Here is a 23164-nt window from a genome sequence, read left to right as displayed (position 1 = left end):
GTCACCACTGAGCGGAGGACGTTCCCGGCGGCGCCGAATCGCGCGCATAGCCCGCCGGCGTGCGCGCCAGTTGAGCGCTCGGCCGCACGGCGATCAAGCTGCCGAATCCGGATTCGTACCGTTCGACATACGGCGCGAAATCCGGCTTCGCCGTGTTCAATCCGTTCTCCACGCGACCCAGTCCGCGCAACCAGTGGCCCGTCTGCGCGAGCGAAATCCGCACATGCCAGCTCCCGCCTTCGCGCTGCTGTTTCCATAGCGCGGCGGCCGCGCCGAACGCCATCAGAAAGCCGCTCGCCATGTCGAGCATCTGCATGGGCAAGGGACGCGGCTTGCTTTCGCCCGCCGCTTCGCCTTCGGCTGCGTTGAAGCCCATCGCGGTCTGAACGAGCGAATCGAAGCCCCGCCGATCGGCCCACGGACCCTCGGTGCCATACGCGGTCAGCGACGTATAGACGATTCCCGGCCTGCGTTCCGCCAGCGCTTCCGGCCCGAAACCCATCGACGCGATCCCGCCCGGCCGATATCCCTGCGCGAACACGTGCGCATCGTCGATCAGACGCCAGAGCGTGTCCCGATCCGACGGCGCACGCAGATCGAGCAGCGCCGAGCGCTTGCCCCGGCTCGTGTCCGCGATCGCCGGAATGTTCGGCAGATGCGGTCCGTTCACGAGCATCACGTCCGCGCCGAATGCGGCAAGCGCGCGGCCGCCGACCGGCCCGGCGAGAATGCGCGTGAAATCGAGCACGCGCAGGCCGTCGAGCGGACGCGCATCGGCGGACAAGGGCGGCAGCGCGAGCGGCGCGGCATCGCCGATGCGCGTGATCGTCATCAACGGCTGCGCGGCGATGGCTTGCGCCTGGCGCGTCGCGTCCCATTCGTCGAACGTGCGCAGCATCGTGACGACGAGTCCCTGCTCCGCCGCCGCGTTCTCGAAGTCGCTGCCGCGCCACGCGAGCAACGCGCGTTCGGCGTCCTCGCGCGCCGCCGTCTTCGGATCGAGCCCGAGCAGACGCAGCGCGCCATCCTGATGATGCTCGAAGTTCGCGTGAATGCGCACGTAGCCATCGGCGCATCGATAGAGCCCGGAAAAGCGTCCCCACGTCTCCGGCTCCTTGCCATCGACCGTGAACGCTCCGGTGCATTCGACAGCCGCATGCGTCATGTCGACCGACACGCGCTGCCGCTTCGCGCCACGCAGCGCGCCGAGTTCGCACGCGGCGAGCGCGGCCGCGCCGATGGTCGCCTGCGCCGCCGTACCGACCGCAAAACTCGAAGGAAAAACCGGCTCGCGACCCGGAAGGTCGATGAAAGAAAGCGCATCGTCGGGCAGGCCGGCGATGCGCCATAGGTCGTGAAGCGTATCGAAAGGGGAAGTCATGATCGGTCGGCGCGCTCATGGGAAGCAGCCATTATCGCGCTAACGACCTGCGGCGGTTACGTCGAGAGAATCGTGACCAGCGCGACGGCCGAATCGCCCGCGAGCTGACCGCCGTTGTTCTCCGCCAGCGCGACCTTCGCGCCCGGACGTTGCCGCGCGCCCGCCTTGCCGCGCAACTGCTCCGTGAGTTCGACGATCTGCGCGACGCCCGTCGCGCCGACCGGATGCCCGCGCGAGAGCAAACCGCCGCTCGGATTCACCGAAATCCTTCCGCCGATGCCCGTATCGCCGGAACGGATCAGCTTCGGCGCATCGCCGGGCGCGCACAGGCCGAGGTTCTCGTAGTGGATGAGTTCGGCGGGCGCGGAGGCGTCGTGCAATTCGACGACGTGCACATCTTCCGGTCCGATGCCCGCTTCCTCATACGCCGCGCGAGCCGCGCGCACCGCGACGAGTTCGCCTGCGCCGTCCGCTTTCGCCGACACGATCGAGCTCGCGCGGATGTACACCGGACGGATGTCGCGCTTCGCCGCGAATGCTTCCGAGCAGATGAACACGGCCGCGCCGCCATCGCCGATCGACGAGCACATGAAGAGCGTCAGCGGATCGCTGACCATGCGGCTCGTCAGCACTTCCTCGACGCTCGTTTCCTTGCGGAACTGCGCATGCGGATTCAGCGAGCCCGCATGACGGCTCTTCACGACGACGCGCGCGAAGTCGCTCGCCTCGGCGCCGGTCTTTTCCATCCACTTGCGCGCCTTCGCGGCGTAGAGGTCCATGAAGAGCGAGCCGGTTCCGGCCGTCACGCCTTCGGGCAGCGGCTCTTCGAGATCGACGGCCTTCGCGAACGCGCCGAACGAAACCGCCTTGTCCTCGTGCGACAGCTTCTCCACGCCGACGACGAGCGCCGTCTCCGCCTGCCCCGACGCCACCGAAAGCCACGCGAGATTCAACGCCGAACTGCCGGACGCGCACGCGTTCTCGATGTTGAACATCGGCTTGCCGTCGAGTCCGGTGTGACGCAGCGACGACTGCGCGCGAATCATCTCCTGTCCCGTGACGACGCCCGCCGCCGCGTTGCCGAAGAACACGCGGTCCACATCGTTCACGCCGACGTGCGCGTCCTTCAATGCGAGCGACACCGCTTCTTCCGCGAGCGACTTCAGATTGCGTTCGAGAAACTTGCCGAAGGGCGTCATGCCGACGCCGCCGATCACCACTTTGCGCATGGTTGTCTCCATTGCATTTGAAAAAGAAAAGTCTCAGTCGAGCGTCTTGCCGCGCGTTTCCGGCATGCGCGCATAGACGATGCAGCTCGCCACGCACACGGCGGCCACGTAGATCCAGAGGTATTGCGAGCGCCCGGCGCTGTTCATCGCCGTGACGATGGTGGGCAGCGTGCCGCCGAAGAGCGCCGCCGACACCGCATAAGGCAGCGCGACGCCCGTCGCCCGGACATGCGCGGGGAACTGCTCGGCCATCACGGTCGCGCACGTGGCGGCGAATCCGGACGACAGCAACATGCCGATGGTGACGATCGCGGTCGCGCTCCAGTAATCGTCGGTGAGAAAGCGCAGCGCGGGATACGCGAACAGCGCGGAGCCGGCGGCGAACGCGATCAGCACCGGCTTGCGTCCGATTCGGTCCGACAACATGCCGAGCAGCGGAATCGCGACGAGCGACACGACGATCGAGACGACGCTCGCGCTGAACGCATCGCGCAGCGGCAGGCCGCGCATGTGAGCGAGCGTCGGGAACATCACGAGCCAGAGGTAGATGCAGAGATTGCCCGCCATCGCGATGCCGATCACGCGCAACGCCGCACGCCGATGCTCGCGAAAGATCGTCGCGACCGGATGCCGCGCGTGCTGGCGCGACGAGACGTTCTTCCTGAACGCGTCGGTTTCGGAGACGGCCAGACGGAACCACAGCGCGACGAAGCCCATCAGCCCGGCGATCGCGAACGCGATGCGCCAGCCCCACGCGGCCATCGCGGGCGCATCGATCATCGACGTGAGCAGCGCACCGATCGACGCCGCCACGAGCACGCCGCCGTTGACCGCGAAGTGCTGCCACGATCCCGCGAAACCGCGCCTCGAAGGCGACGCGGATTCCATCAGAAAGGTCGATGCGGAGCCGAACTCGCCGCCCGCCGCGAAGCCCTGCACCAGCCGCGCGGCGACGAGCACGAGCGGCGCGGCGACGCCGATCGACGCATAGCCCGGACACGCCGCGATGACGAGCGAACTGCCCGCCATCAGCGCGACGGACAGCGCGAGGCCGTTCTTGCGGCCGTGTCGATCCGCATACGCGCCGAGCAGCGCGCCGCCGATGGGCCGCATCACGAAGCCGACGGCGAACACCGCGAACGCCGCGAGCAGCGCGATGCTGGCGTTGTTCGCCGGAAAGAACTGCCGCGAGAACAGCGACGCGAACGTCGCATAGATGATCCAGTCCGTGAATTCGACGATGGTGCCGAGCGTCGCCGCGACGATCGCCTTGCGCTGCGTGCGCGTGAGCGGCGTTTCGGCCGGTTCCGCGACGTTGGGAAGCGTGGTGTCCATGATGCGTCTCCGTGTGTGTTTGTGATGGACGCATCGTAGGTTTGGCTTCACGCGCGCTCAAACGACATTTTTTGCGCACTCGATTGAGATTTTTTGATTGACGAGAACTCAATCGAAACCGCAAAAAATGTCGTTTGAGCGCATGGCGTGCGGAGTCCTAGCATCGGGGCATTCGTTCAAGGAGACAGCAATGAATGCTTCATCACAGGAAGTGGCGATCGTCACCGGCGGCGCGAAAGGCATCGGCTTCGGCATCGCTCAGGCGCTGGCGTGCGACGGCAAGCGCATCGCGCTCTTCGATCTCGATCGCGCCGCGCTCGACGCCGCCGCGACGAAGCTCGCCGCATCCGGCGCGGACGCGATCGCGCTGCCCGTCGATGTGACGGACAGCGAATCGGTGAACCGCTCCGTCGATGCGGTGATCGAACGTTACGGTCGCATCGACGTGCTCGTGAACAACGCGGGCATCGTGCGCGACAAGCGCATCACGCGCATGAGCGACGACGACTGGGACGCCGTCATCGACGTGAATCTCAAGTCGCAATTCCTGTGCTGCCGCGCGGTGCTGCCGCACATGAGCGCGGCGCAGCACGGGCGCATCGTGAACATCTCGTCGCGCGCGTGGCTCGGCGGCGCGGGTCAGGCGAACTATTCGGCGGCGAAGGGCGGCGTCGTGAGTCTCACGCGCAGCCTCGCGCTCGAATGGGCGAAGGACGGCGTCACGGTCAATGCGGTTGCGCCGGGCATCGTCGATACGCCGCTCTTTCAGGCTTTCGATGCCGAGCTTCAGGAGAAGCTGAAGAAGTCGGTGCCGGTGCAGCGCATCGGCACGCCGGAGGATATCGCGGAGGCGGTGCGCTTTTTCGCGCGGCGCGAGGCGTCGTACATCACCGGACAGACGCTGTATGTGTGCGGTGGCCGCTCGCTGTCGTCGCCGAGCGTTTGAGCGCCGGGAGCACATCATGACCATTCGCTATCACGTGTCCGATCACGTCGCCGTCGTGACGCTCGATCGCCCCGAAGCGCTCAACGCGCTCGATATCGACACGCTCATCGAACTGCGCGCGCGTCTCGCCGATGCCCGCGACAACGACGACGTTCGCGTGATCGTCATCACCGGCGCGGGCACGAAGTCGTTCTGCGTCGGCGCGGATCTGAAGCGCACGCTGCCGCCTTCGACATCGTTCGGATCGTCGTTCGTGAAGTCGATCGATCGCGCGGGCGCCGAAGGCATCTACGTGCGTTTGATGGAACTGAGTTCGCTGCGCCTCTTCAAGCCGGTCATCGGCGCGATCAATGGCTATTGCCTGGGCGGCGGTCTCGAACTCGCGTTGCAGTGCGATCTGCGCATCGCGTCGAAGCGCGCGGTGTTCGGCTTGCCCGAAGCGGTCGTCGCGAGCATTCCCGCCGTGTGCGGCATTCAGGCGTTGCAGCGCGCGGTGCCGTCGGCCATCGCGATGAAGATGCTCTTCACCGGCTGCAAGATCGACGCGGACTATGCGCATCGCATCGGTTTGATATCGGATATCGCCGAACCGGAAAGCCTGATGGACGACGCGCTCCAACTCGCGCGCACGATCGCGTCGAACGGGCCGCTCGCGGTGCAGATGATCAAGAAGGTCGTCGAGACGAGCGCGAACGTGCCGCTTGCACAGGCGCTCGAATTCACCGAACTCGCGTGGGGCGCGATGCGCGAATCGGAAGATCGCGTGGAAGGACGCAAGGCTTTCGCGGAGAAGCGCGCGCCGGTTTATCGCGGACGTTGATTCGTCACGCCGAAAGCAGCCACGTTCGAAACGCGGCGAACTCGGGACTGGACAGATGCTCGGGCGGATAGATCAGGTAGTACGTGTACGCGCCGAGATCGAGCACGAAGGAAAACGGCATGACGAGCGTGCCCGCGCTCAACTGGTCCGCGACGAGCACGCGCTGCGCCATCGCGATGCCATGCCCTTGCGTCGCCGCGAAGTACGCGAGGACCGAGCTTTCGTAACTGAGCCCGCCGAGCGGGTTCACGCCGTGAACGCCGGCGGCGTCGAGCCACTTCGACCAGTCTTCGCGGCGCGCGAGCGAATGCAGCAGCGGCACGTTGCGCAGCGATTCGGGCGTCGCGTCGTTGAGTTCGGGATGCGCGCTCAGAAACGACGGACTGCATACCGGCACGAGTTCGTTCGGCACGAGCCGGTCGAAGCCGAGATCGGACGAAGGCGCGTGCGAGAGACGAATCGCGGCATCGACGTCCTCGATGTTGAAGTCGACCGGTTGCAGCGATGTGGTCAGGCTCACTTCGATGTCCGGATGGTCGCGATGGAACGTCGAGAGACGCGGCAGCAGCCAGTTCATCGAAAAGGTCGTGTAGGCGCGGATCTTCAGCGTGCGGCGCTTCCTCGCCTCGGTGAGATTGACGGTCGCGGTGCGCAGTGTGTCGAAGCTGCGGATCACGTCGGCGAGATAGCGCGAGCCCATCGGCGTCAACGTGATCGCGCGGTGTCCGCGTTCGAAGAGCAGCACGCCGAGCTGGTCTTCCAGCAGCTTGATCTGGCGGCTGACGGCGGCGGGCGTGACGTTCAGTTCGTCCGCGGCGAGCTGGATGCTGAGCAGACGCCCGCAGACTTCGAAGGCGCGCAACGCGTTGAGTGACGGAAGGGTTCGCATCGAACGATGGTAGCAACGCGGGCGCACGCGCGCCAGCCGTGGAGATACGGAGGAGACGATCATGCTGGAAGGTGTGCGGGTACTGGCTTGCGGCGAGCGCGATGCGGTGAAGCTGTGCGCGGCGCTGCTCGAACGGGCGGGCGCAACGGTCGATTTCGCAGCGGCGAATTCCGTGGATTACGACGTGATCGTCGTATCGTCGGATGTCGATCATGCGGCTGACTGGAAGGCTTCGGGCGCGCACATCGTGTGCGACATCACCGCGACAGGACCGCAGGATTCGCGCGCCGGGACGCCGTGGAGCGACGCGCAAATCCAGGCGATGAGCGGCCTCATGGACACGACCGGTTTCGCGCACGGCGGTCCGGCGCGCATCGGCATTGCGCTGACGGAGATATCGGCTGCGCTCTACGCGGCGGCGGCGATTGCGGCGGCGGTGCGCGTGAAGCGCCTGCGCGGAATCGTGCAGAACATCGACGTCACGCTGATGGCCTGCGCAACCAGCGCGCTGACGACCTTCCTGCCCGCCGCGTTTGCCGGCCGCAGTGCGGCGCGCGTGGGCAATCGTCATCCGGCGTGCGCGCCGTGGAACGCGTACCGCACGCGCGACGGCTGGATTCTCATCTGCACGAGCACCGAAGAGCAATGGCGCAAGCTGCGGCAGGAAGCGCGCGTGCCGGCGCTCGACGACGCACGCTTCGCGACACTGTCGAATCGCGTCACGCATGTCGATGAACTCGACGCGCTCATCGAAACCTGGACGGCGACGCTCGCCACCGACGATTGCACGCGGATGTGCGAGCGCATCGGCGTGGCGGCGGGGCCGATCGTCGGCATCGCGGATTTGCACGACGAGCCGAACTTCCGCATGCGTCATGCACGGGCCGCGCGCGACATCGAAGCGAACGGCATCGATGCGAAGACTTATCGGCAGGTTTCGATTTTCGAAACCTCGGCGTTGAGCGAAACGCGCGCCGCCGCGAAACCGCGAACGCGCAACAGCGAAGGCAACGCGGGGCCGCTCGCGGGCGTCAGAGTGATCGAAATCGGCCAATATACGACGGCGCCGCTCGTCGGCAAGCATCTCGCCGCGCTCGGCGCGCAGGTCGTGAAAATCGAGCCACCCGGCGGCGAAGTCGCGCGTTCGTGGAAGCCGGGGCAGGGCGGCACGAGCTATTTCTTCGCGCTCAACAACACGGACAAGCGGACGATCGCGCTCGATCTCAAGCACGAAGCCGATCGCGCCCATCTTCGCACGCTGCTAAAGGACGCCGACGTGCTCGTCGAAAATCTGCGTCCCGGCGCGCTCGCGAAGCTCGGCTTCACGCGCGAGACGCTTGGCGCGATGAATCCGCGGCTCGTCTATTGCTCGATTTCGGGCTTCGGCATTGCGTCGGCGTATCCGTCGCGGCCGGCGTTCGATACCGTCATTCAGGCGATGGGCGGCCTCATGGATCTCACGAAAAGCGACGGCGCACCGGTGAAGATCGGCGCATCGGCGGCGGACATTCTCGGCGGACAGGCCGCGCTCTTCGCGATCGTCGCGCGGCTCGCATCGTCGGCGGACGAGGCGGGCACGTTCATCGAAAATTCGATGCAGGACGTCGCCGCGTGGTGCGCGTTGTTCGCGGCGGGCAAGGGCGCGTCGCGCGGACAGACGCTCGCCTGCCTCGACGGCCATGTCTGGACCGAAGGCGACGTCACCGACGCCGATCGCGCGCGCTGCATCACGCAACCGAAAGCCGTGGCGGCGAGCGGCATTGCGCAAGCCGTGCCGGTGATGCGCGTGGACGAATTGCTCGAGGACAGCGACTTCCTCGCCGATGCCCTCTCCGCCGCCCGCGATGCGAGCGGCGCGTTCTGGCCGGTGCTGAAGGTGCCGTACCGCCTCGCGAAAACGCCCGCGTGCGTGCGCGCCGTTCCCGGCGCGCCCGAAATCGTCAGGCGTGCGCCGCCAGCGCCGGCACGCGCTCCAGTTCCGGAAGACCGCCACGCGGCGGAGATTCGCGACGATATGCGCTAAATATCCACGTATCGCGTGCGGATTGATTTCCGCCCGGCATTGTCGATTACCTTATTGCGTCTTCCATTCGCGTGCGGAATCGGCGGCGAAATCGCGATACGCGCGCGGCGGCCGGCCGAGCAACGAAGTCAAACGCGCGACTTCCTCGGACGAAGCCACCGCGCCATCCTGTTGATAACGCTGCATCATGAGGCGCATGTCGTAGGCGAGCCATTCGGGGCCCGCGCCTTTCATGCGCGCTTCGAGCGCGTCGAGATCGTCGCCGCCGTAGTGGATCTCGCGTTGCAGCGCGTCGCGCCAGATTGCCGTGATGCTGTCGGCGGTCAGCGCGTCGGGGCCGACGAGTTCGTACGATTCGCGCGGCAGCGGCGCATCGCTGCGTTCGCGGCGCAGCAGTTCGCGCGCGGCGGCATCGCCGATATCGCGGACATCCACCATCGAAATACCTTTAGCGCCGATCGGCATGCCGTACACGCCGTGATGCAGCAGCGCATCTTTCAGACGGATGTCGTTCTGCATGAAGTACGCGGGGCGCAGGATCGTCGCGGGCAGATCGCATTGCCCGATCATGCGCTCGACCGTGTGCTTGCTGGTGAAGTGGGGCACGTCCGTGTAGACGTCGCCCTTGAATACCGACAAATACACGATGCCCTTCACGCCGGCCTCGCGCGCGATGCTCGTCGCCTGCAACGCCTGCGTCAGTTCATCGGCGGCGTTCGGCGCGAGCAGAAAGAGCGTGTCGATGTCTTTCATCGTCTCGCGCAACGTGCCGATTTCGCCCAGCTCGCCCTTGACCGCCGTCACGCCCGCCGGAAAGCTCGCGCGCTCCGGGGAACGCGTCAGCGCGCGCACGTCCGCGCCGCTGTCCTTCAGATGGTCGAGAACCTGTGTACCGATAACGCCGGTGCTGCCCGTCACGAGAATAGTCATGTCGATCTCCTTGGATACGTTGAGTACAGTGCCTACGATAGATGTTCCGTCTTCGAGCCGATAGACCATCGATCGAGACGGCTCGTCTCATCGATGGAACGAACAATGGATCTGACCGCACTCGCCGATTTCAACGCCGTCGCGCTGCACGGCGGTTTTGGACCCGCCGCGCGCCACACGGGCCGCCCGAAAGCGACGCTCTCGCGGCGCGTCGCCGAGTTGGAGCAAAGTCTCGGCGTGCGGCTCATCGAGCGCGGCTCGCGCACGCTGCGTCTGACCGAGGAAGGCCGCGCGCTGCACGAGAGCACGCGCGGTCTGCTCGCCGAAATCGACGACGCCGCCGAAGCGATCCGCTCGCGTGCGCCCGTGCCGAGCGGACGCCTGCGCGTGAGCGCGCCGATCGTGTTCGCGCACGTCGTGCTGCCGCGCATCGCGTCGCGGTTTGCGTCGGCGTATCCGCAGGTCGAGCTGGAAATCGTCGCGGAAGATCGTGTCGCGGATCCGGTGCAGGACGGTTACGACCTCGTCATCCGCATCAATCCCGACGCCGACGAACTGCTGGTCGGACGCCGCATCGCGACCGACCGGCGCGTGCTGGTCGCGGCGCGCGGCGCTACGATCGACGAAGACGCATCTTTCTTGCCTGCTGTCGTGCTCGCGCGCGCGGACGGCGCGGCGTGGCGGATTCAGCGCGACGACGGCCGCGAGCGCACGATCACGCCCGAGCCAGTATTGCGTTTGTCGTCGTTGCTGATGGCGCGCACGGCGGTGCTCGAAGGCGCGGGCGTGGCGCTGTTGCCGGGCTTGCTCGTCGAGCCGGAGATCGCGGCGGGGCGGCTCGTCGCCCTCGGTCTGGAAGCGGGGCCGGCCGTCGAAATCTGGGCGCTTTATAGTTCGCGGCGGTTGCTGAGCGCGAAAGTGCGCGCGTTTCTGAACATGCTGCAGAGCGCGGAGTGAGCGTTAAATATCGATGTGAGATTCAACGATTTCTCTGACCCGTCCCAGCGCGCTTCTCAACGTTTGCGCATCCACCGATCCCAGCGCCAGCCGCAACGCATGCGGCACGTGTGCCGCGGTGCAAAACGGCTCGGCCAGCGACACCGAAATCCGCTCTTGCATCAGCGCCGCCGCAATGCGATCCGCGCGCACTTCCTCGGGCATGGGCAGCCACACGAAATACGAAGCGGGATGCGCGACGCGCTTCAATTTTCCCAACGCGCGCGCCGCGATCGTCTGACGCATGGAGGCGTCCGCGCGCTTCTCCGCTTCGAGCCGCTCGACCGTGCCGTCTTCGAGCCAGCCGCACGCGATCGCCGTCATCACGCCGGGCGTATTCCACGTCGTCACCCTGATCGCGCGCTCGATCTTCGGCACCCATTCGAGCGGCGCGACGACATAGCCGACGCGCAAGCCCGTTGCCACGTTCTTCGAGAATCCCGAAACGTGCACCGTGAGTTCAGGCGCGCTCGCGGCGAGCGGCGGCGGGGCGTTGTCGGCGAGAAAGGCGTAGGCCGCATCTTCGATGATGAAGAAGCCGTGCTTGCGCGCGAGCGTGGCCAATTGCCTGCGGCGCATGGCCGTCATCACCCAGCCGAGCGGATTGTGCAGCGTCGGCATCGTGTAGATCGCGCGCACGCGCCGCCGCTTGCAGAGCGCATCGAGCGCGTCGGGATCGGGGCCCGCGCCCGACGCCGGCAGCGGCGCAAGTTCGAGCCTGTGCGCCTCTGCCAGCAGCTTGAAGCCGGGATAGGTCAGCGTATCGACGGCGACCACATCACCGGGTTTCAACAGCGCCATGACGGTCGTGGCGAGACCGTGCTGCGCGCCATCGACGAGCATGACGCGACTCGCGTCCGCGTCGAGCCCGCGGCGCGCGAGATGACGCGAGACCGTCGCGCGGTCGCGTGCGCGTCCGCCATGCGGCTGATAGCGCAGCAGCGCTTCGAGATCGCCCGCCGACGACAACTGCCGCAACGCATTGCGCAACAACTCCGCCTGACTCGCCAGCGCGGGATAGTTGAAGTTCAGATCGACCATGTCCGCGGCGATGGCGACCTGATCGAGGCCGAGCTCGCGCGCGAGCGTCGTTTCCTTCACGAAGGTGCCGCGTCCCGTTTCGCCGCTGACGAGACCCATCGCGTTCAGCTCCGCATAGACGCGCGTCGCGGTCACGATGCCGAGTCCTTCGCGCGCGGCCAGTTCCCGATGCGTCGGCAGACGCGTGCCCGCCTTGAGCCGGCCGGAACGAATGTCCTCGACGAATCGGTCGACGATCTGCTTGTAGCGCGGCGGTTTCGGCATGAGAGGGCCTGCTCGATGTATTCATGACAATTTTTTGATTGTATTTATTCTGGGCCGTAGCATGGACACGTGCAACCCATGCGCTGAAAGGAGCACATCATGCATATCGCCATTCTTACTTTCGAGGGCTTCAACGAACTGGATTCGATGATCGCGCTCGGCATTCTCAATCGCGTGAAAAAGCCGGACTGGAAGGTGTCGATCGCGTCGCCTTCGGAAGAAGTGCGCTCGATGAACGGCGTCGTGGTGAAGGCGCAAGCCACGCTCGAAGACGCCGCGAACGCCGATGCCGTGATCGTCGGCAGCGGCAGGCTCACGCGCCAGGTGGTCGCCGATGCATCGCTTTTGGCGCGCATCAGGCTCGATCCCGCGCGTCAGTTGCTCGGCGCGCAATGCTCGGGCACGCTCGTTCTCGCGAAGCTCGGCCTGCTTCAGGACGTGCCCGCCTGCACGGACTCGATCACCAAGCCGTGGGTCGAGGAAGCGGGCGTGCGCACGCTCGACCAGCCGTTCGTCGCGAACGGCAACCTCGCGACGGCGGGCGGATGTCTCGCGTCGCAGTATCTCGCGGCGTGGATGATCGCGCGGCTCGAAGGCGTCAAAGCGGCGCGTGAGGCGTTGCAATACGTGGTGCCTGTCGGCGAGAAGGAGATCTACATCGAGCGCGCGATGAAGAACATCGCGCCGTTTATCGACGCAACCGCGCTCGCGTAGAAGAAACCGCTTGCGGCTTGGCGGACCTATCCGGGGCGGTGCTGTCGGATTGCATCGCACAGGACAGCGCGCGAGCGTTGGCCGTCGTCCGACATGCGCGCTTCCGGCCGGCCATCGTGCGTCACGCCAATCCCCTTTATTTACGGGCCTCGCAGCGAATCAGAGCGACGTCTCGTCGTCATTGGCATAGCCCATGCAATGAATGCAGCGGGCGCGATGCTTTCTGCACGATGATTCGATTCCGGGAACCGTGTTGATCGGTCGCGCCTCTTTTTAGCGATCATCCACGGGGATAGCAATGAAAGCGAGGACCATCAATATTCTTCTTGTCGCGAGCGCGGCGTTGTCGGCCGTGCCCGCGTTCGCGGACGAGTGCGGCGCGGTCGCGCCGGTATCGCACGACGCGCGCGCCGCTCATGCAGCGCACGCGAAGACCGCGCACGATGCGCCGGATGCCGCCACCAGCGCGGTCGGTGGCGGCGATGCGTACAAGACGCAGTCGGGCAAGCGCGAGGAGCGCGACAGCATCGATGCGTGGTTTCGCGGAGGTTGAACGCCTCGCAATCAATCGAGCGTGATCCCGTCGAAGCGATGTCCGCCGAGCGGGCTGATCAGATAGCCGTGCACGCGCTTCGATATCGGCTGAAAGATGTTGGCGTGCGCGAGCGGCGTGTACGGCACCTGATCCTTGAACACCACTTGCGCTTCTTCATAGAGCTTCGTGCGCGCGTTCTGATCGGTGACGAGGCGCGCTTTCGCGAGCAGATCGTCGAACTGCTTGTTGCACCACTTCGCCATGTTGCTGCCGTGGACCGCATCGCAGCCCAGCGTCGTGCCGAGCCAGTTGTCGGGATCGCCGTTGTCGCCGAGCCAGCCGTAAAGAATCGCATCGTGCTCGCCGTTCGTCTTCGCGCGCTTGTTGTACTCGGCCCATTCGTACGTGACGATGTTCGCCTTCACGCCGATCTTCGCCCAGTCCGATTGAATCAGTTGCGCCATCAGCCGCGCGTTCGGGTTGTAGCCGCGCTGAACGGGCATCGCCCATAGCGTGATGGCGAAGCCGTTCGGAAAGCCCGCTTCCTTCAGCAGTTCCCTGGCCTTCGCGGGATCGCGCGGCGCATCTTTCAGCGCCTTGTTATACGACCATTGCGAAGGCGGCATCGGGTTCGTGGCGACGGCCGCCGCGCCTTCGTAGACGGTCTTGATGATCGCCTGCTTGTCGATGGCCATGTCGAGCGCGCGTCGCACGTTCACGTTGTCGAGCGGCTTGTGCGTCGTGTTGTAGCCCACATATGCGACGTTGAAGCCGACACCCGACAGCACCGTGAGCTTCGGGTCCTGCTTCGAAGCGGCGATGTCGGCGGGGCGCGGAAACGACGTCACCTGGCATTCGCCGCTCGACAGTTTTTGCTGGCGCACGGCGGCATCGGGCGTGATGGAGAACACGAGCTTGTCGATATGCACGTCCTTCCGGTTCCAGTACGCCGGATTCGCGTCGTAGCGGATCGTCGCGTCTTTCTGATAGTCGCGAAATACGAATGCGCCCGTGCCCACGGGCTTCTGATTGATGTCTTCCGGCTTGTTCTGCTTCAGCAATTGCGCGCCGTATTCCGCCGATACGATCGATGCGAATTCCATCGCGATGTTGCGCACGAACACGACGTCCGCCGTCTTGAGCGTGAAGCGCACGGTGTAGTCGTCGAGCTTCTCGACGGACGCGATGTTCTTGTCGTAGCCGAGATCGGTCAGATACGGAAAGCTGACCGGATGCGCCTTCTGGAACGGATCGTTCGGATCGATCATGCGTTTGAACGTGAACACGACATCGTCCGCGTTGAAGTCGCGCGTGGGCTTGAACCACGGCGTCGATTGAAATTTCACGCCATGCCGAAGATGAAACGTGAAGGTCTTCGCATCCGGCGATTCATCCCACTTCTCCGCGAGACCGGGCACGAGATCGAGCGTGCCGCGCTTGAATTCGACGAGCTGGTCGTACACGGCGTGAGCGCCGGCATCGAAGTCGGTGCTGGTGGTGTACTGCGCGGAATCGAAGCCGGCGGGACTGCCTTCGGAGCAGAACACGAGCGTCTTGCTCGCAGCCGATGCAGTTTGCGCGCCCAAAGCAAGCGCGGCGGAAAGCGTGACAACAAGGAAACGTCGTGGCAGAAGCATTTTTCTTGTTTGCTCGATAGAGTTGGCAAGCCGCCTCGCGGCGGGCATGACCCGTACTCTACCAAGCAAACGTGCTGCGAGCCTGCTACATCGAGCGCAACGCGAAGCGCTTGAGCTTGCCCGTTTCGGTGCGCGGCAACGCAGTGAGGAACGCCACGACGCGCGGATACTTATAAGGCGCGACATTGCGCTTCACGAAGTCCTGCAACTCGGCGACGAGCGCATCGTCGCCCTTGAAGCCGGGATTGAGCACCACGAAGGCCTTCACCACTTGCCCGCGCGTTTCGTCGGGTACGCCGATCACGCCGCATTCCGAAACCGCTTCATGCTGCATCAACACGCTTTCCACTTCCGGACCGGAGATGTTGTAGCCCGCCGATACGATCATGTCGTCGGCGCGTGCCTGATAGAACACGTAGCCGTCTTCATCCATCACGACTGAATCGCCGGGCAGATTCCAGCCGTCGCGCACGAACTTCGACTGACGCTCGTCGGCGAGATAGCGGCAACCCGTCGGGCCGCGCACCGCGAGCTTGCCGATCGTGCCGGGCGGCACGGGCTGCATGGCATCGTCGACGGCCTGCACGACATAGCCCGGCACCGCGCGTCCGATCGCATGCTCGCGCACATCCGCACCCGCCGACGATATGAAAATGTGGATCATCTCCGTGCCGCCGATGCCGTCGATCATCTCGATGCCGCTCGCCTCGCGCCATAGCGCGCGTGTCGAATCGGGCAAGGCTTCGCCCGCAGACACGGTTTTCTTCAGGCTCGTCACGTCGAAGCCCTTGATAATGGGCGCCATCTGCCGATAGAACGTCGGCGCGGTGAACATGATCGTGGCGCGAAAACGTTCGACGGTTCGCAGCAGCGTTTCCGGCGTGAGCTTTTCGAGCAATACCGTCGATGCGCCCGCGCGCAGCGGAAAGCAGAGCAGGCCGCCGAGGCCGAACGTGAACGCGAGCGGCGGCGTGCCGCAGAACACATCGTCGGATGCGGGCTCGAGGATGTGCCGCGGGAAGAGATCGCACATCGCGAGCACGTCGCGATGAAAGTGCATGCAGCCCTTCGGCGCGCCCGTCGTGCCGCTCGTGAACGCGATGAGGCATACGTCGTCGGCGGCGGTGTCGCACGCGTCGAAATGATCGGGCTTCGTCAGCGCGAGCGATTCGAGCGAACCGGGCGTGTCGTGGTGAAACATGAGAACTTGCGCGAGTCCTTCGCAATGGTACTCGTCGCCCTTCGTCTCGCAGCGTTTCAACTCTTCCGTCAGGCGCACGTCGCATAGCGCCGCCGAAATGCGCGCCTTGTCGATAATCTGCTTCAGTTCCTTCGCGCGCAACAGCGGCATGGTCGGCACGACGACGAGACCGGCCTTCAGCGCCGCGAAGAACGCGACCGCCATCTGCAACGTGTTCGGCCCGCGCAGCAGCACGCGATTGCCCGGACGCAGGCCCATGTCATCGACGAGCACATGCGCGCTGCGATTCACGAGCGCGCGCAACTCGCGATAACTCGTTGCATGCGGCTCGCCGTTCACATCGGACCAGATCGCGGGACGTTCGCCATGTCCGCTTTCGATTGCGCGATCCAGCAACTCGGTCGCGCAATTGATGCGCGCGGGGTAGGCGACATCCGCATTGTCGAGCAGGAACACCGGCCACTGATCCTGCGGCGGCAGATGATCGCGCGCGAATGTATCGACGTGTGCTGACCGTTCCATCGTGTGCTCCGCTTAGTCGGGGACAACAGCCGTGGCTTCGATTTCCACCAGCGCTTCGTCTTCGATGAGCGCGACGACCTGCACCGCGCTCATCGCGATGTCGTAATCGCCGATCAGCTCGCGAAACGCCGCGCCGATTTCCTTCGCCGCCGCGAGATACGCGCGCTTGTCGGTCACATACCACGTCATGCGCACGAGATGCTCGGGCTTGCCGCCCGCTTCGCGCAGAACGGCCACGACATTGCGCAGCGCCTGCGCGGCCTGCGCGCCGAACGCGTTGCTGACGAAGCGCGCCTGTTCGTCCCAGCCGATCTGCCCGGCGATATACACCTGCGTGCCGCGCGCCGCGACGCCGTTCGCGTAGCCGCGCGGCTTGATCCAGCCCGAAGGCAGAAGCGTCTTTTTCATGAGCGTGTCTCCTCTTGCATTGCGCGGCTCGTGCCCGGCGCGAACTGTTCGATGGCGCCGGCGATGTCGCGGGGAATGTCGATCGAGCGGCCATCGTCGAGCGATGTCGTCACGAGAACCTGCTTCGCGCGAAAGCGCACTTCGCCGTCGCACTGACACACGATGTCGATGCGAATCGAGCGCTGCCCGACCGAATCGACGGCCAGCGTGAGCGTCACCGTCTCACCCATGCGGCTCGGCCGCGCGAACTCGCAATTGAGCTTGACGATAGGCAGCCCGACGCGACGCGCCGAGATCATTCGCGCATAGTCGATGCCGAGCGCGTCGTTGAACCAGTCCTCGACGAGCGCGTTCGTCATCACGAGGTATTGCGGGAAATAGACGATGCCCGCCGGGTCGCAATGCGCGAAGCGGATGCGCATCGGCATGTCGAAGGTTCGTGTCATCGTTGACGTTCTCCGTGCGCCTTCAGCAAGTCTCGTCCGACGATCAACTGCTGCACTTCGGTCGCGCCTTCGTAGATGCGCAGCGCGCGTATCTCGCGATACAGCGATTCGACTGCCGTGCCGCGTTTCACGCCGAGAGCGCCCCACAACTGCACGGCGGCATCGATCACTTGCTGCGCGCCTTCGCTCGCGTGCCACTTCGCCATCGCCGCTTCGCGCGTGACGTTCTCGCCCTGATCGCGCAACCACGCGGCGCGATAGACGAGCAGCGCGCTCGTGTCGATGGTCAGCGCCATCTGCGCGAGCCTGGCCTGCGTGAGCTGAAAATCGCCGAGCGTCTGGCCGAACATCTTGCGCGACGCAGCGCGATCGAGTCCCTCCTGCATCGCGCGACGCGCAAAGCCCAGCGACGCGGCCGCAACCGACGTGCGGAAGATATCGAGCGTGCGCATCGCGATCTTGAAGCCTTCGCCCGGCGCGCCGAGCATCTGGCTGCGCGGCACGCGCGCGTTATCGAAATGCAGGCGCGCGAGCGGATGCGGCGCGATCACGTCGATGCGTTCGGCGATCTCCAGCCCCTGCGTATCCGCATCGACGATGAACGCGCCGATGCCGCGAGCGCCCGGCGCTTCGCCGGTGCGCGCGAACACGACATAGAAATCCGCGATGCCGCCGTTCGAGATCCAGGTCTTGTCGCCGTTCAGCACGTAAGCATCGCCGTCGATGCGCGCATCGAGCGACATCGCCGCGACATCCGAACCGGCTTCGGGCTCGGACAATGCGAATGCCGCCAATGCCGTGCCGTTCGCGACGCGCGGCAAATAGCGCGCCTTCTGTTCGTCCGTGCCCGCGAGCGAGATCGCGCCGGAGCCGAGACCTTGCATCGCGAAGGCGAAGTCGGCGAGGCCGTCGTGCTTCGCGAGCGTTTCTCGAAGCAGGCACACGGCGCGCGTGTCGATGAACTCGTTCGATGCGCCGTACCGCGTTCCGCCGATGCAGTGCTTGAGCCAGCCCGCGTCGCCCAGCATGCGCACGAGGCGCTTGCAGGCCGCGTCGGTATCGGCGTGATCGATGTGCTTCAGATGCGCGCCGGCCCAAGCATCGGCATTGCGCGCGAGTTCGCGATGCCGTTCGTCGAAGAAGGGCCACGCGAGCGCGCTGTGCGGATCGACGTTCATTCAGTCTCCTTCGAAGACGGGACGCGTCTTTGCGGCGAACGCGCGATAGGCGCGCTCGAAATCGCGCGTGCTCATGCAGATGGCCTGCGCCTGCGCTTCCGATTCGATCGCCTCGTCGATGCTCATGCTCCATTCCTGATGCAGCATCTTCTTCGTGATGCCGTGCGCGAAGGTCGGGCCCGCGACGAGTTCGGATGCCAGTTTCGCGGCTTCGTCGAGCAGGGTGTCCGGCGTGCAGAGCCGGTTATAGAAGCCCCAGTCGTAGCCTTCGTCGCCGGACGCGGCGCGGCCCGTGAAGAGCAATTCGGCGGCACGCCCCTGGCCGATGATGCGCGGCAGGATCGAACATGCGCCCATGTCGCAGCCCGCTAGACCGACGCGTGCGAACAGGAATGCGAGCTTGCTGCGCGCGGTGCCGAGCCGCATGTCGGATGCCATCGCGAGGATCGCGCCCGCGCCCGCGCATACGCCATCGACGGCGGCGATGACAGGCTGCGGACAATGACGCATCGCCTTGACGAGATCGCCGGTCATGCGCGTGAAGAGCAGCAACTCGGACATCGGCAGATCGATGAGCGGCGCGATGATTTCATGCACGTCGCCGCCGGAGCAGAAGTTGTCGCCCGCGCCGTGAATCACGACGGCTTTCACGTCGGTCGCATACGCGAGCTGGCGGAACAGGTCGCGCAACGCCGCATACGATTCGAACGTCAGCGGGTTCTTGCGCTCGGGTCGATTCAGCATGATGGTCGCGACGCCGTTCGTCACGGACCAGCCGAAGTGCGTCGCGCGATAGTCCGCGAGGGTGATGCGATTGCCGGCGAGAAGCGCGTCGGCGGCGGATGAGGTCATCGCTGTCTCCTTCAATCCTTGAGCGTTTTCATCAGATGTTGCTTGAGCTTGCCGAGCCGCTGATGCGTCTGCGATTTCTCGTCCAGTTCGAGGCCGCCGAACATTTCGACGACCCACTGCTCGTGCGCGGTCGCCATCTTGTCGAAAGCGATGCGGCCTTGCGCCGTGAGACGCACGCTGATCGAGCGGCGATCGTTCGGATCGGTATAGCGCGAGACGAGCCCTTCCTTTTCGAGCTGATCCGCGATGCCGGTCACGTTGCCGCCGGTGACCATCATGCGGCGCGACAATTCGGTCATCTTCAGGCCTTCCGGATGGCGCTCGAGCTGCGCCATCAGATCGAAGCGCGGCAAGGTCGTATCGAACTCGGTGCGCAGGCGCTTGCGCAATTCGGCTTGCACGAGGTTCGTCGTCGTGAGCATGCGCAGCCAGAGACGCAGCCCCATGTGACTGTCGGCGCCCGTGCTCATCTCCAGATCGACGACGTTATCCGCCGGTTTCTCGATGCCCTTGCGCGGCGCTTTCTCCGTCGCGGCGGTCGTCTTCTTGTTGCGTGCGGCGTGGGTCACGTGACTTCTCCACCTGATACGGAAATGGACTGGCCGTTCATCGCAGCGGAACCGGGCGCGCACAGCCATAACACGGCGCTGGCGACTTCCTCGGGCTGCACGAAGCGGCGTTGCGGGTTATGACGCACGAGGGCATCGCGTGCGTCCTGTTCGCTGCGCGAAGTCTTCGACATGATCCGATCGAGCGATGCGCGCAGCAGTTCGGTTTCGGTATAGCCGGGGCACACCGCGTTGACGGTGACGCCTTTGGTCGCCACTTCCGCGGCGAGCGCGCGCGTGAGACCGATGACGCCATGCTTCGCCGCGCAATACGCCGCGACATACGCATAGCCGATTTGCCCCGCCGTGCTCGCGACATTCACGATGCGGCCATGACCCCGTTCGAGCATCGATGGCAGCACGGCGCGCGTGCAGAGAAACACGCCGGTGAGATTCACGTCGAGCATGCGTTGCCAGAGCGCGGCGTCGGTATGCGCGAAGGGCGCGGCTTGCGCGTGGCCTGCGTTGTTGACGAGGATATCGACGGGACCGGCGCGCGCGAACGCTTCCTCGACGGCCGCTTCATTCGTCACATCGACGCTCACGCACGCGACGTCGCCATGCGCGCGCATCGCGTCGCGTTGCGCTTCGAGGCGCGCGAGATCGCGGCCCATCAGCGTGATGCGCGCGCCCGCGTGTGCGAGCGCCTCGGCGCACGCTGCACCGATGCCGCTGCCTCCGCCCGTGATGACCGCGTGCTGATTCGCGAGAGCCGTCATGATCAGACCGTTCCTTCGGCGCGTTGCGCGCGTTCCTGCGGCGTGAGGCGCGCGGTGTCGGCAGCCAAGGCGCGCTCGCGTTCGAGATTGCGTTCGAGTTGCGATTTGGCGGCGGCGTACTGCTTCGGCCACGCGACATCGAAGTAACCGATCTTCGCGGCTTCGTTCAGCGTCCACGATGGATTCGCGAGATGCGGGCGCGCCACCGCGCAGAGATCCGCGCGTCCCGCCGCGATGATGCTGTTCACGTGATCCGCTTCCGATATCGCGCCGACGGCGATGGTCGCAATGCCCGCTTCGTTGCGGATGCGATCGGCGAACGGCGTCTGGAACATGCGGCCGTACACGGGCTTTTCCTGCTTGCTGACCTGTCCCGACGACACGTCGATCATGTCCGCGCCCGCCGCCTTGAACGCGCGCGCGATCTCGACGGCATCGTCGGGCGTCGTGCCGCCATCGACCCAGTCGTGCGCGGAAATGCGAACGGACATCGGCTTGTCTTGCGGCCATGCCGCCCGCATCGCCCTGAATACTTCGAGCGGATAGCGCAGGCGATTGTCGAGCGAGCCGCCGTATTGATCTGTGCAACGATTCGTCAACGGCGAAAGAAAGCTCGACAGAAAATAACCGTGCGCGCAGTGCAATTCGAGCCAGTCGAAGCCCGCTTGCGCGGCCATTTCGGTGGCGCGCACGAACTGCGCTTCGATCTCTCGCAATTCCTCGTGCGAGGCCTCGCGCGACCACTGACTCACGCAGTGCAGATACTGTTGCGGCGAGGCGGACACGAGCGGCCAGTTTCCATCCGGAAGCGGCTGATCGATGCCTTCCCAGCTCACGCGCGTCGATGCCTTCGCGCCCGCATGTCCGAGCTGCATGCCGATCTTCGCGTCCGATTGCGCATGCACGAAATCGACGATGCGCGTCCACGCGGCGAGATGCTCCGGCGCGTACATGCCGGGACATCCGGGCGTGATGCGCGCTTCGGGCGACACGCACGTCATCTCCGTCATCACGAGCGCCGCGCCGCCCATCGCGCGCGCGCCGAGATGCATCAGGTGATAGTCGCCCGCGATCCCATCGACGGCGGAATACTGCGCCATCGGCGACACGACGACACGGTTCTTCAGCGTGACCCCGCGCAACTTGAACGGCGTGAACATCGGCGGCACGGAACGTTGCCGTGCATCGCGCTCGATGCCCGCGCGCGCGGCGAGCCAGTCTTCGAACGAGGCGAGATAGTGCGCATCGCGTTCGCGCAGATTTTCATGCGAGATGCGCTGCGAGCGCGTGAGCAGCGAATAGGCGAACTGCTCAGGCGCGAACGTCGCGTAACGGTCCACGTGTTCGAACCATTCGGTCGAATTGCGCGCGGCGTTCTGGATACGCAGCACATCGACGCTGCGTACTTGCGCGTAATGCGCGAGCGCGCCTTCGAGATCGCCGCGCTGCTTTGCGAATGCGGTGTCGATGCTGTTCGCCAGTTCGATCGAGTCTTCGAGCGCGAGCTTCGTGCCGGAACCGATGGAAAAGTGCGCGGTATGCGCCGCATCGCCCATCAGGACGATAGGCGTGCGCTTGCCGTTCGCGCCGTCACGCCAATGCACCCATTCGCGATTCACGACGCGCGGAAAGCGAATCCATTGCGCCGAGCCGCGCAAGTGCGTGGCATTCGATATCAACGCGTGGCCGTCGAGATACTTCGCGAAGAGCTTTTCGCAAAACGCGATGCCGTCTTCCTTGCTCATGTCGGCGAGGCCGGCGGCGCGCCAGACGCGCTCGGGCGCCTCGACGATGAACGTCGACGTGCTGTCGTCGAAACGATAGGCATGCGCCTGAAACCAGCCCCATTCGGTCTTTTCGAATGCGAACGTGAAGGCGTCGAAGCACTTGTTCGTGCCGAGCCACACGAAGCGGCAATCGCGCAGATCGATGTCCGGTTGATACGTCGACGCGTATTTCTGCCGGATCGCGCTGTTCGCGCCGTCGCTCGCGATGATGAGATCGGCGTCGTAGTCGTCGTCGTTGATGACGTGCGTTTCGAAGACGAGCTTCACGCCGAGCGCTTCGCAACGCGCTTGCAGAATATTCAGCAGACGTTTGCGGCCGATGCCGCAGAAGCCATGACCCGACGAGCGGATCGCGCGGCCGCCGATGTGGACTTCGATGTCGTCCCAGTGATTGAAGGCATCGAGGATGGCGTCGGCGCTTTGCGGGTCCGCCGCGCGCAGATTGCCGAGTGTCTGGTCCGAGAACACGACGCCCCAGCCGAACGTGTCGTAAGGGCGGTTGCGCTCGACCACGGTGATGTCGTAGTCAGGGTGGCGGCGCTTCATCAAAAGCCCGAAATACAGGCCCGCCGGGCCTCCGCCGATACAGACGATACGCATGCTCGCTCTCCGACCGTTGTCTCCTCACGTCGATAATTTAGGTTTTGATAGTTTAGATGTCAAGTAAATGTTGGGGCGAACGGATGTTCGCATCTGGGTCCAT

The 23164-nt window shown here is 65.1% G+C and carries 21 protein-coding genes; 6 read left to right on the top strand and 15 right to left on the bottom strand.

All coding sequences use genetic code 11. From position 1 onward, the window contains the following. Position 1: 1 nt before the first annotated feature. Genes NOV72_RS14360 through NOV72_RS14350 form a run of 3 tightly spaced genes read right to left on the bottom strand, consistent with a single transcriptional unit; the run spans position 2 to position 3945 of the window. On the bottom strand, positions 2-1381 hold the full coding sequence (locus NOV72_RS14360; RefSeq protein WP_106855260.1) for a CoA transferase: 1380 nt from the start codon (positions 1379-1381) through the stop codon (positions 2-4). A 56-nt stretch (positions 1382-1437) separates the two neighbouring features. After that, entirely contained in the window at positions 1438-2610 is a 1173-nt protein-coding gene (locus NOV72_RS14355; RefSeq protein ID WP_106855259.1) for a thiolase family protein, read from the bottom strand. 33 nt (positions 2611-2643) lie between these two features. Further along, positions 2644-3945 carry an MFS transporter gene (locus tag NOV72_RS14350; protein ID WP_106855258.1) on the bottom strand — a complete coding sequence of 434 codons (1302 nt, stop codon included), beginning with the start codon at positions 3943-3945 and terminating at the stop codon, positions 2644-2646. A gap of 190 nt (positions 3946-4135) precedes the next feature. Here NOV72_RS14350 and NOV72_RS14345 point away from each other — a divergent pair, with 190 nt between their 5' ends. Both NOV72_RS14345 and NOV72_RS14340 read left to right on the top strand, forming a co-directional pair. Next, entirely contained in the window at positions 4136-4891 is a 756-nt protein-coding gene (locus tag NOV72_RS14345) for an SDR family oxidoreductase (protein WP_106855257.1), read from the top strand. A gap of 16 nt (positions 4892-4907) precedes the next feature. Further along, entirely contained in the window at positions 4908-5711 is an 804-nt protein-coding gene (locus NOV72_RS14340; RefSeq protein WP_106855256.1) for an enoyl-CoA hydratase/isomerase family protein, read from the top strand. Between the two features lie 4 nt (positions 5712-5715). On the opposite strand, the gene NOV72_RS14335 is transcribed toward NOV72_RS14340, so the two are convergent. Then, positions 5716-6600: a LysR substrate-binding domain-containing protein gene (locus NOV72_RS14335; protein ID WP_106855255.1), complete on the bottom strand. Its 885-nt coding sequence runs from the start codon at positions 6598-6600 to the stop codon at positions 5716-5718. A 61-nt stretch (positions 6601-6661) separates the two neighbouring features. Here NOV72_RS14335 and NOV72_RS14330 point away from each other — a divergent pair, with 61 nt between their 5' ends. Continuing rightward, positions 6662-8623 carry a CaiB/BaiF CoA-transferase family protein gene (locus NOV72_RS14330; protein ID WP_106855254.1) on the top strand — a complete coding sequence of 654 codons (1962 nt, stop codon included), beginning with the start codon at positions 6662-6664 and terminating at the stop codon, positions 8621-8623. A gap of 51 nt (positions 8624-8674) precedes the next feature. Here the strand turns inward: NOV72_RS14330 and NOV72_RS14325 are convergent, their stop codons facing one another. After that, the gene (locus NOV72_RS14325; RefSeq protein ID WP_106855344.1) at positions 8675-9553 is read right to left on the bottom strand and encodes an SDR family oxidoreductase; all 879 of its coding nucleotides are present in this window, start codon (positions 9551-9553) and stop codon (positions 8675-8677) included. Between the two features lie 105 nt (positions 9554-9658). On the opposite strand from NOV72_RS14325, the gene NOV72_RS14320 reads away from it, so the two are divergent. Beyond that, positions 9659-10510, top strand: coding sequence for a LysR family transcriptional regulator (locus NOV72_RS14320; protein ID WP_106855253.1), 852 nt, complete (start codon positions 9659-9661; stop codon positions 10508-10510). A 3-nt stretch (positions 10511-10513) separates the two neighbouring features. Here NOV72_RS14320 and NOV72_RS14315 read toward each other — a convergent pair whose 3' ends face one another. Then, positions 10514-11854: an aminotransferase-like domain-containing protein gene (locus tag NOV72_RS14315; protein ID WP_106855252.1), complete on the bottom strand. Its 1341-nt coding sequence runs from the start codon at positions 11852-11854 to the stop codon at positions 10514-10516. Positions 11855-11953: 99 nt separating this feature from the next. Here NOV72_RS14315 and NOV72_RS14310 point away from each other — a divergent pair, with 99 nt between their 5' ends. Together NOV72_RS14310 and NOV72_RS14305 are read left to right on the top strand one after the other, a co-directional pair. Further along, entirely contained in the window at positions 11954-12568 is a 615-nt protein-coding gene (locus tag NOV72_RS14310) for a DJ-1/PfpI family protein (RefSeq protein WP_106855251.1), read from the top strand. A 298-nt stretch (positions 12569-12866) separates the two neighbouring features. Further along, the gene (locus NOV72_RS14305) at positions 12867-13121 is read left to right on the top strand and encodes a hypothetical protein (protein ID WP_106855250.1); all 255 of its coding nucleotides are present in this window, start codon (positions 12867-12869) and stop codon (positions 13119-13121) included. Between the two features lie 11 nt (positions 13122-13132). On the opposite strand, the gene NOV72_RS14300 is transcribed toward NOV72_RS14305, so the two are convergent. The 9 genes from NOV72_RS14300 to NOV72_RS14260 form a co-directional block, all read right to left on the bottom strand. Then, entirely contained in the window at positions 13133-14740 is a 1608-nt protein-coding gene (locus tag NOV72_RS14300) for an ABC transporter substrate-binding protein (RefSeq protein WP_106855249.1), read from the bottom strand. Between the two features lie 85 nt (positions 14741-14825). Continuing rightward, positions 14826-16463, bottom strand: a complete 1638-nt coding sequence (locus tag NOV72_RS14295) for an AMP-binding protein (protein WP_106855248.1) — start codon at positions 16461-16463, stop codon at positions 14826-14828. 12 nt (positions 16464-16475) lie between these two features. After that, the gene (locus tag NOV72_RS14290; RefSeq protein ID WP_106855247.1) at positions 16476-16871 is read right to left on the bottom strand and encodes a RidA family protein; all 396 of its coding nucleotides are present in this window, start codon (positions 16869-16871) and stop codon (positions 16476-16478) included. Then, positions 16868-17317 (bottom strand): acyl-CoA thioesterase, encoded by a 450-nt coding sequence (locus tag NOV72_RS14285; RefSeq protein WP_106855246.1) that lies wholly within the window; start codon positions 17315-17317, stop codon positions 16868-16870. Before NOV72_RS14285 ends, NOV72_RS14290 begins: the two co-directional genes overlap by 4 nt. Beyond that, positions 17314-18495 (bottom strand): acyl-CoA dehydrogenase family protein, encoded by a 1182-nt coding sequence (locus NOV72_RS14280; RefSeq protein WP_106855245.1) that lies wholly within the window; start codon positions 18493-18495, stop codon positions 17314-17316. The genes NOV72_RS14285 and NOV72_RS14280 overlap by 4 nt, the downstream gene beginning before the upstream one ends. After that, a complete protein-coding gene (locus NOV72_RS14275; protein ID WP_106855244.1) occupies positions 18496-19347 on the bottom strand; it encodes an enoyl-CoA hydratase family protein in 852 nt (283 codons plus the stop codon). It abuts the gene before it with no gap. Between the two features lie 11 nt (positions 19348-19358). Beyond that, entirely contained in the window at positions 19359-19916 is a 558-nt protein-coding gene (locus tag NOV72_RS14270; protein ID WP_106855243.1) for a MarR family winged helix-turn-helix transcriptional regulator, read from the bottom strand. Further along, positions 19913-20674, bottom strand: coding sequence for an SDR family NAD(P)-dependent oxidoreductase (locus tag NOV72_RS14265; protein ID WP_106855242.1), 762 nt, complete (start codon positions 20672-20674; stop codon positions 19913-19915). Before NOV72_RS14265 ends, NOV72_RS14270 begins: the two co-directional genes overlap by 4 nt. A gap of 2 nt (positions 20675-20676) precedes the next feature. Then, positions 20677-23061 (bottom strand): bifunctional salicylyl-CoA 5-hydroxylase/oxidoreductase, encoded by a 2385-nt coding sequence (locus NOV72_RS14260; RefSeq protein ID WP_106855241.1) that lies wholly within the window; start codon positions 23059-23061, stop codon positions 20677-20679. Positions 23062-23164: the final 103 nt, after the last annotated feature.

The sequence above is a fragment of the Caballeronia novacaledonica genome, assembly GCF_900258035.1.
In the GTDB taxonomy this organism is placed as follows: Bacteria; Pseudomonadota; Gammaproteobacteria; order Burkholderiales; family Burkholderiaceae; genus Caballeronia; species Caballeronia novacaledonica.
This window is presented reverse-complemented; position numbering and strand designations above follow the sequence as displayed.

Coding starts and splice junctions, on each gene's coding strand:
- NOV72_RS14360 (WP_106855260.1), bottom strand. CDS start 1,381: ATGACTTCCCCTTTCGATACGCTTCACGACCTATGGCGCATCGCCGGC.
- NOV72_RS14290 (WP_106855247.1), bottom strand. CDS start 16,871: ATGAAAAAGACGCTTCTGCCTTCGGGCTGGATCAAGCCGCGCGGCTAC.
- NOV72_RS14295 (WP_106855248.1), bottom strand. CDS start 16,463: ATGGAACGGTCAGCACACGTCGATACATTCGCGCGCGATCATCTGCCG.
- NOV72_RS14340 (WP_106855256.1), top strand. CDS start 4,908: ATGACCATTCGCTATCACGTGTCCGATCACGTCGCCGTCGTGACGCTC.
- NOV72_RS14355 (WP_106855259.1), bottom strand. CDS start 2,610: ATGCGCAAAGTGGTGATCGGCGGCGTCGGCATGACGCCCTTCGGCAAG.
- NOV72_RS14265 (WP_106855242.1), bottom strand. CDS start 20,674: ATGACGGCTCTCGCGAATCAGCACGCGGTCATCACGGGCGGAGGCAGC.
- NOV72_RS14260 (WP_106855241.1), bottom strand. CDS start 23,061: ATGCGTATCGTCTGTATCGGCGGAGGCCCGGCGGGCCTGTATTTCGGG.
- NOV72_RS14345 (WP_106855257.1), top strand. CDS start 4,136: ATGAATGCTTCATCACAGGAAGTGGCGATCGTCACCGGCGGCGCGAAA.
- NOV72_RS14335 (WP_106855255.1), bottom strand. CDS start 6,600: ATGCGAACCCTTCCGTCACTCAACGCGTTGCGCGCCTTCGAAGTCTGC.
- NOV72_RS14320 (WP_106855253.1), top strand. CDS start 9,659: ATGGATCTGACCGCACTCGCCGATTTCAACGCCGTCGCGCTGCACGGC.
- NOV72_RS14275 (WP_106855244.1), bottom strand. CDS start 19,347: ATGACCTCATCCGCCGCCGACGCGCTTCTCGCCGGCAATCGCATCACC.
- NOV72_RS14305 (WP_106855250.1), top strand. CDS start 12,867: ATGAAAGCGAGGACCATCAATATTCTTCTTGTCGCGAGCGCGGCGTTG.
- NOV72_RS14350 (WP_106855258.1), bottom strand. CDS start 3,945: ATGGACACCACGCTTCCCAACGTCGCGGAACCGGCCGAAACGCCGCTC.
- NOV72_RS14315 (WP_106855252.1), bottom strand. CDS start 11,854: ATGCCGAAACCGCCGCGCTACAAGCAGATCGTCGACCGATTCGTCGAG.
- NOV72_RS14310 (WP_106855251.1), top strand. CDS start 11,954: ATGCATATCGCCATTCTTACTTTCGAGGGCTTCAACGAACTGGATTCG.
- NOV72_RS14300 (WP_106855249.1), bottom strand. CDS start 14,740: ATGCTTCTGCCACGACGTTTCCTTGTTGTCACGCTTTCCGCCGCGCTT.
- NOV72_RS14325 (WP_106855344.1), bottom strand. CDS start 9,553: ATGACTATTCTCGTGACGGGCAGCACCGGCGTTATCGGTACACAGGTT.
- NOV72_RS14280 (WP_106855245.1), bottom strand. CDS start 18,495: ATGAACGTCGATCCGCACAGCGCGCTCGCGTGGCCCTTCTTCGACGAA.
- NOV72_RS14285 (WP_106855246.1), bottom strand. CDS start 17,317: ATGACACGAACCTTCGACATGCCGATGCGCATCCGCTTCGCGCATTGC.
- NOV72_RS14330 (WP_106855254.1), top strand. CDS start 6,662: ATGCTGGAAGGTGTGCGGGTACTGGCTTGCGGCGAGCGCGATGCGGTG.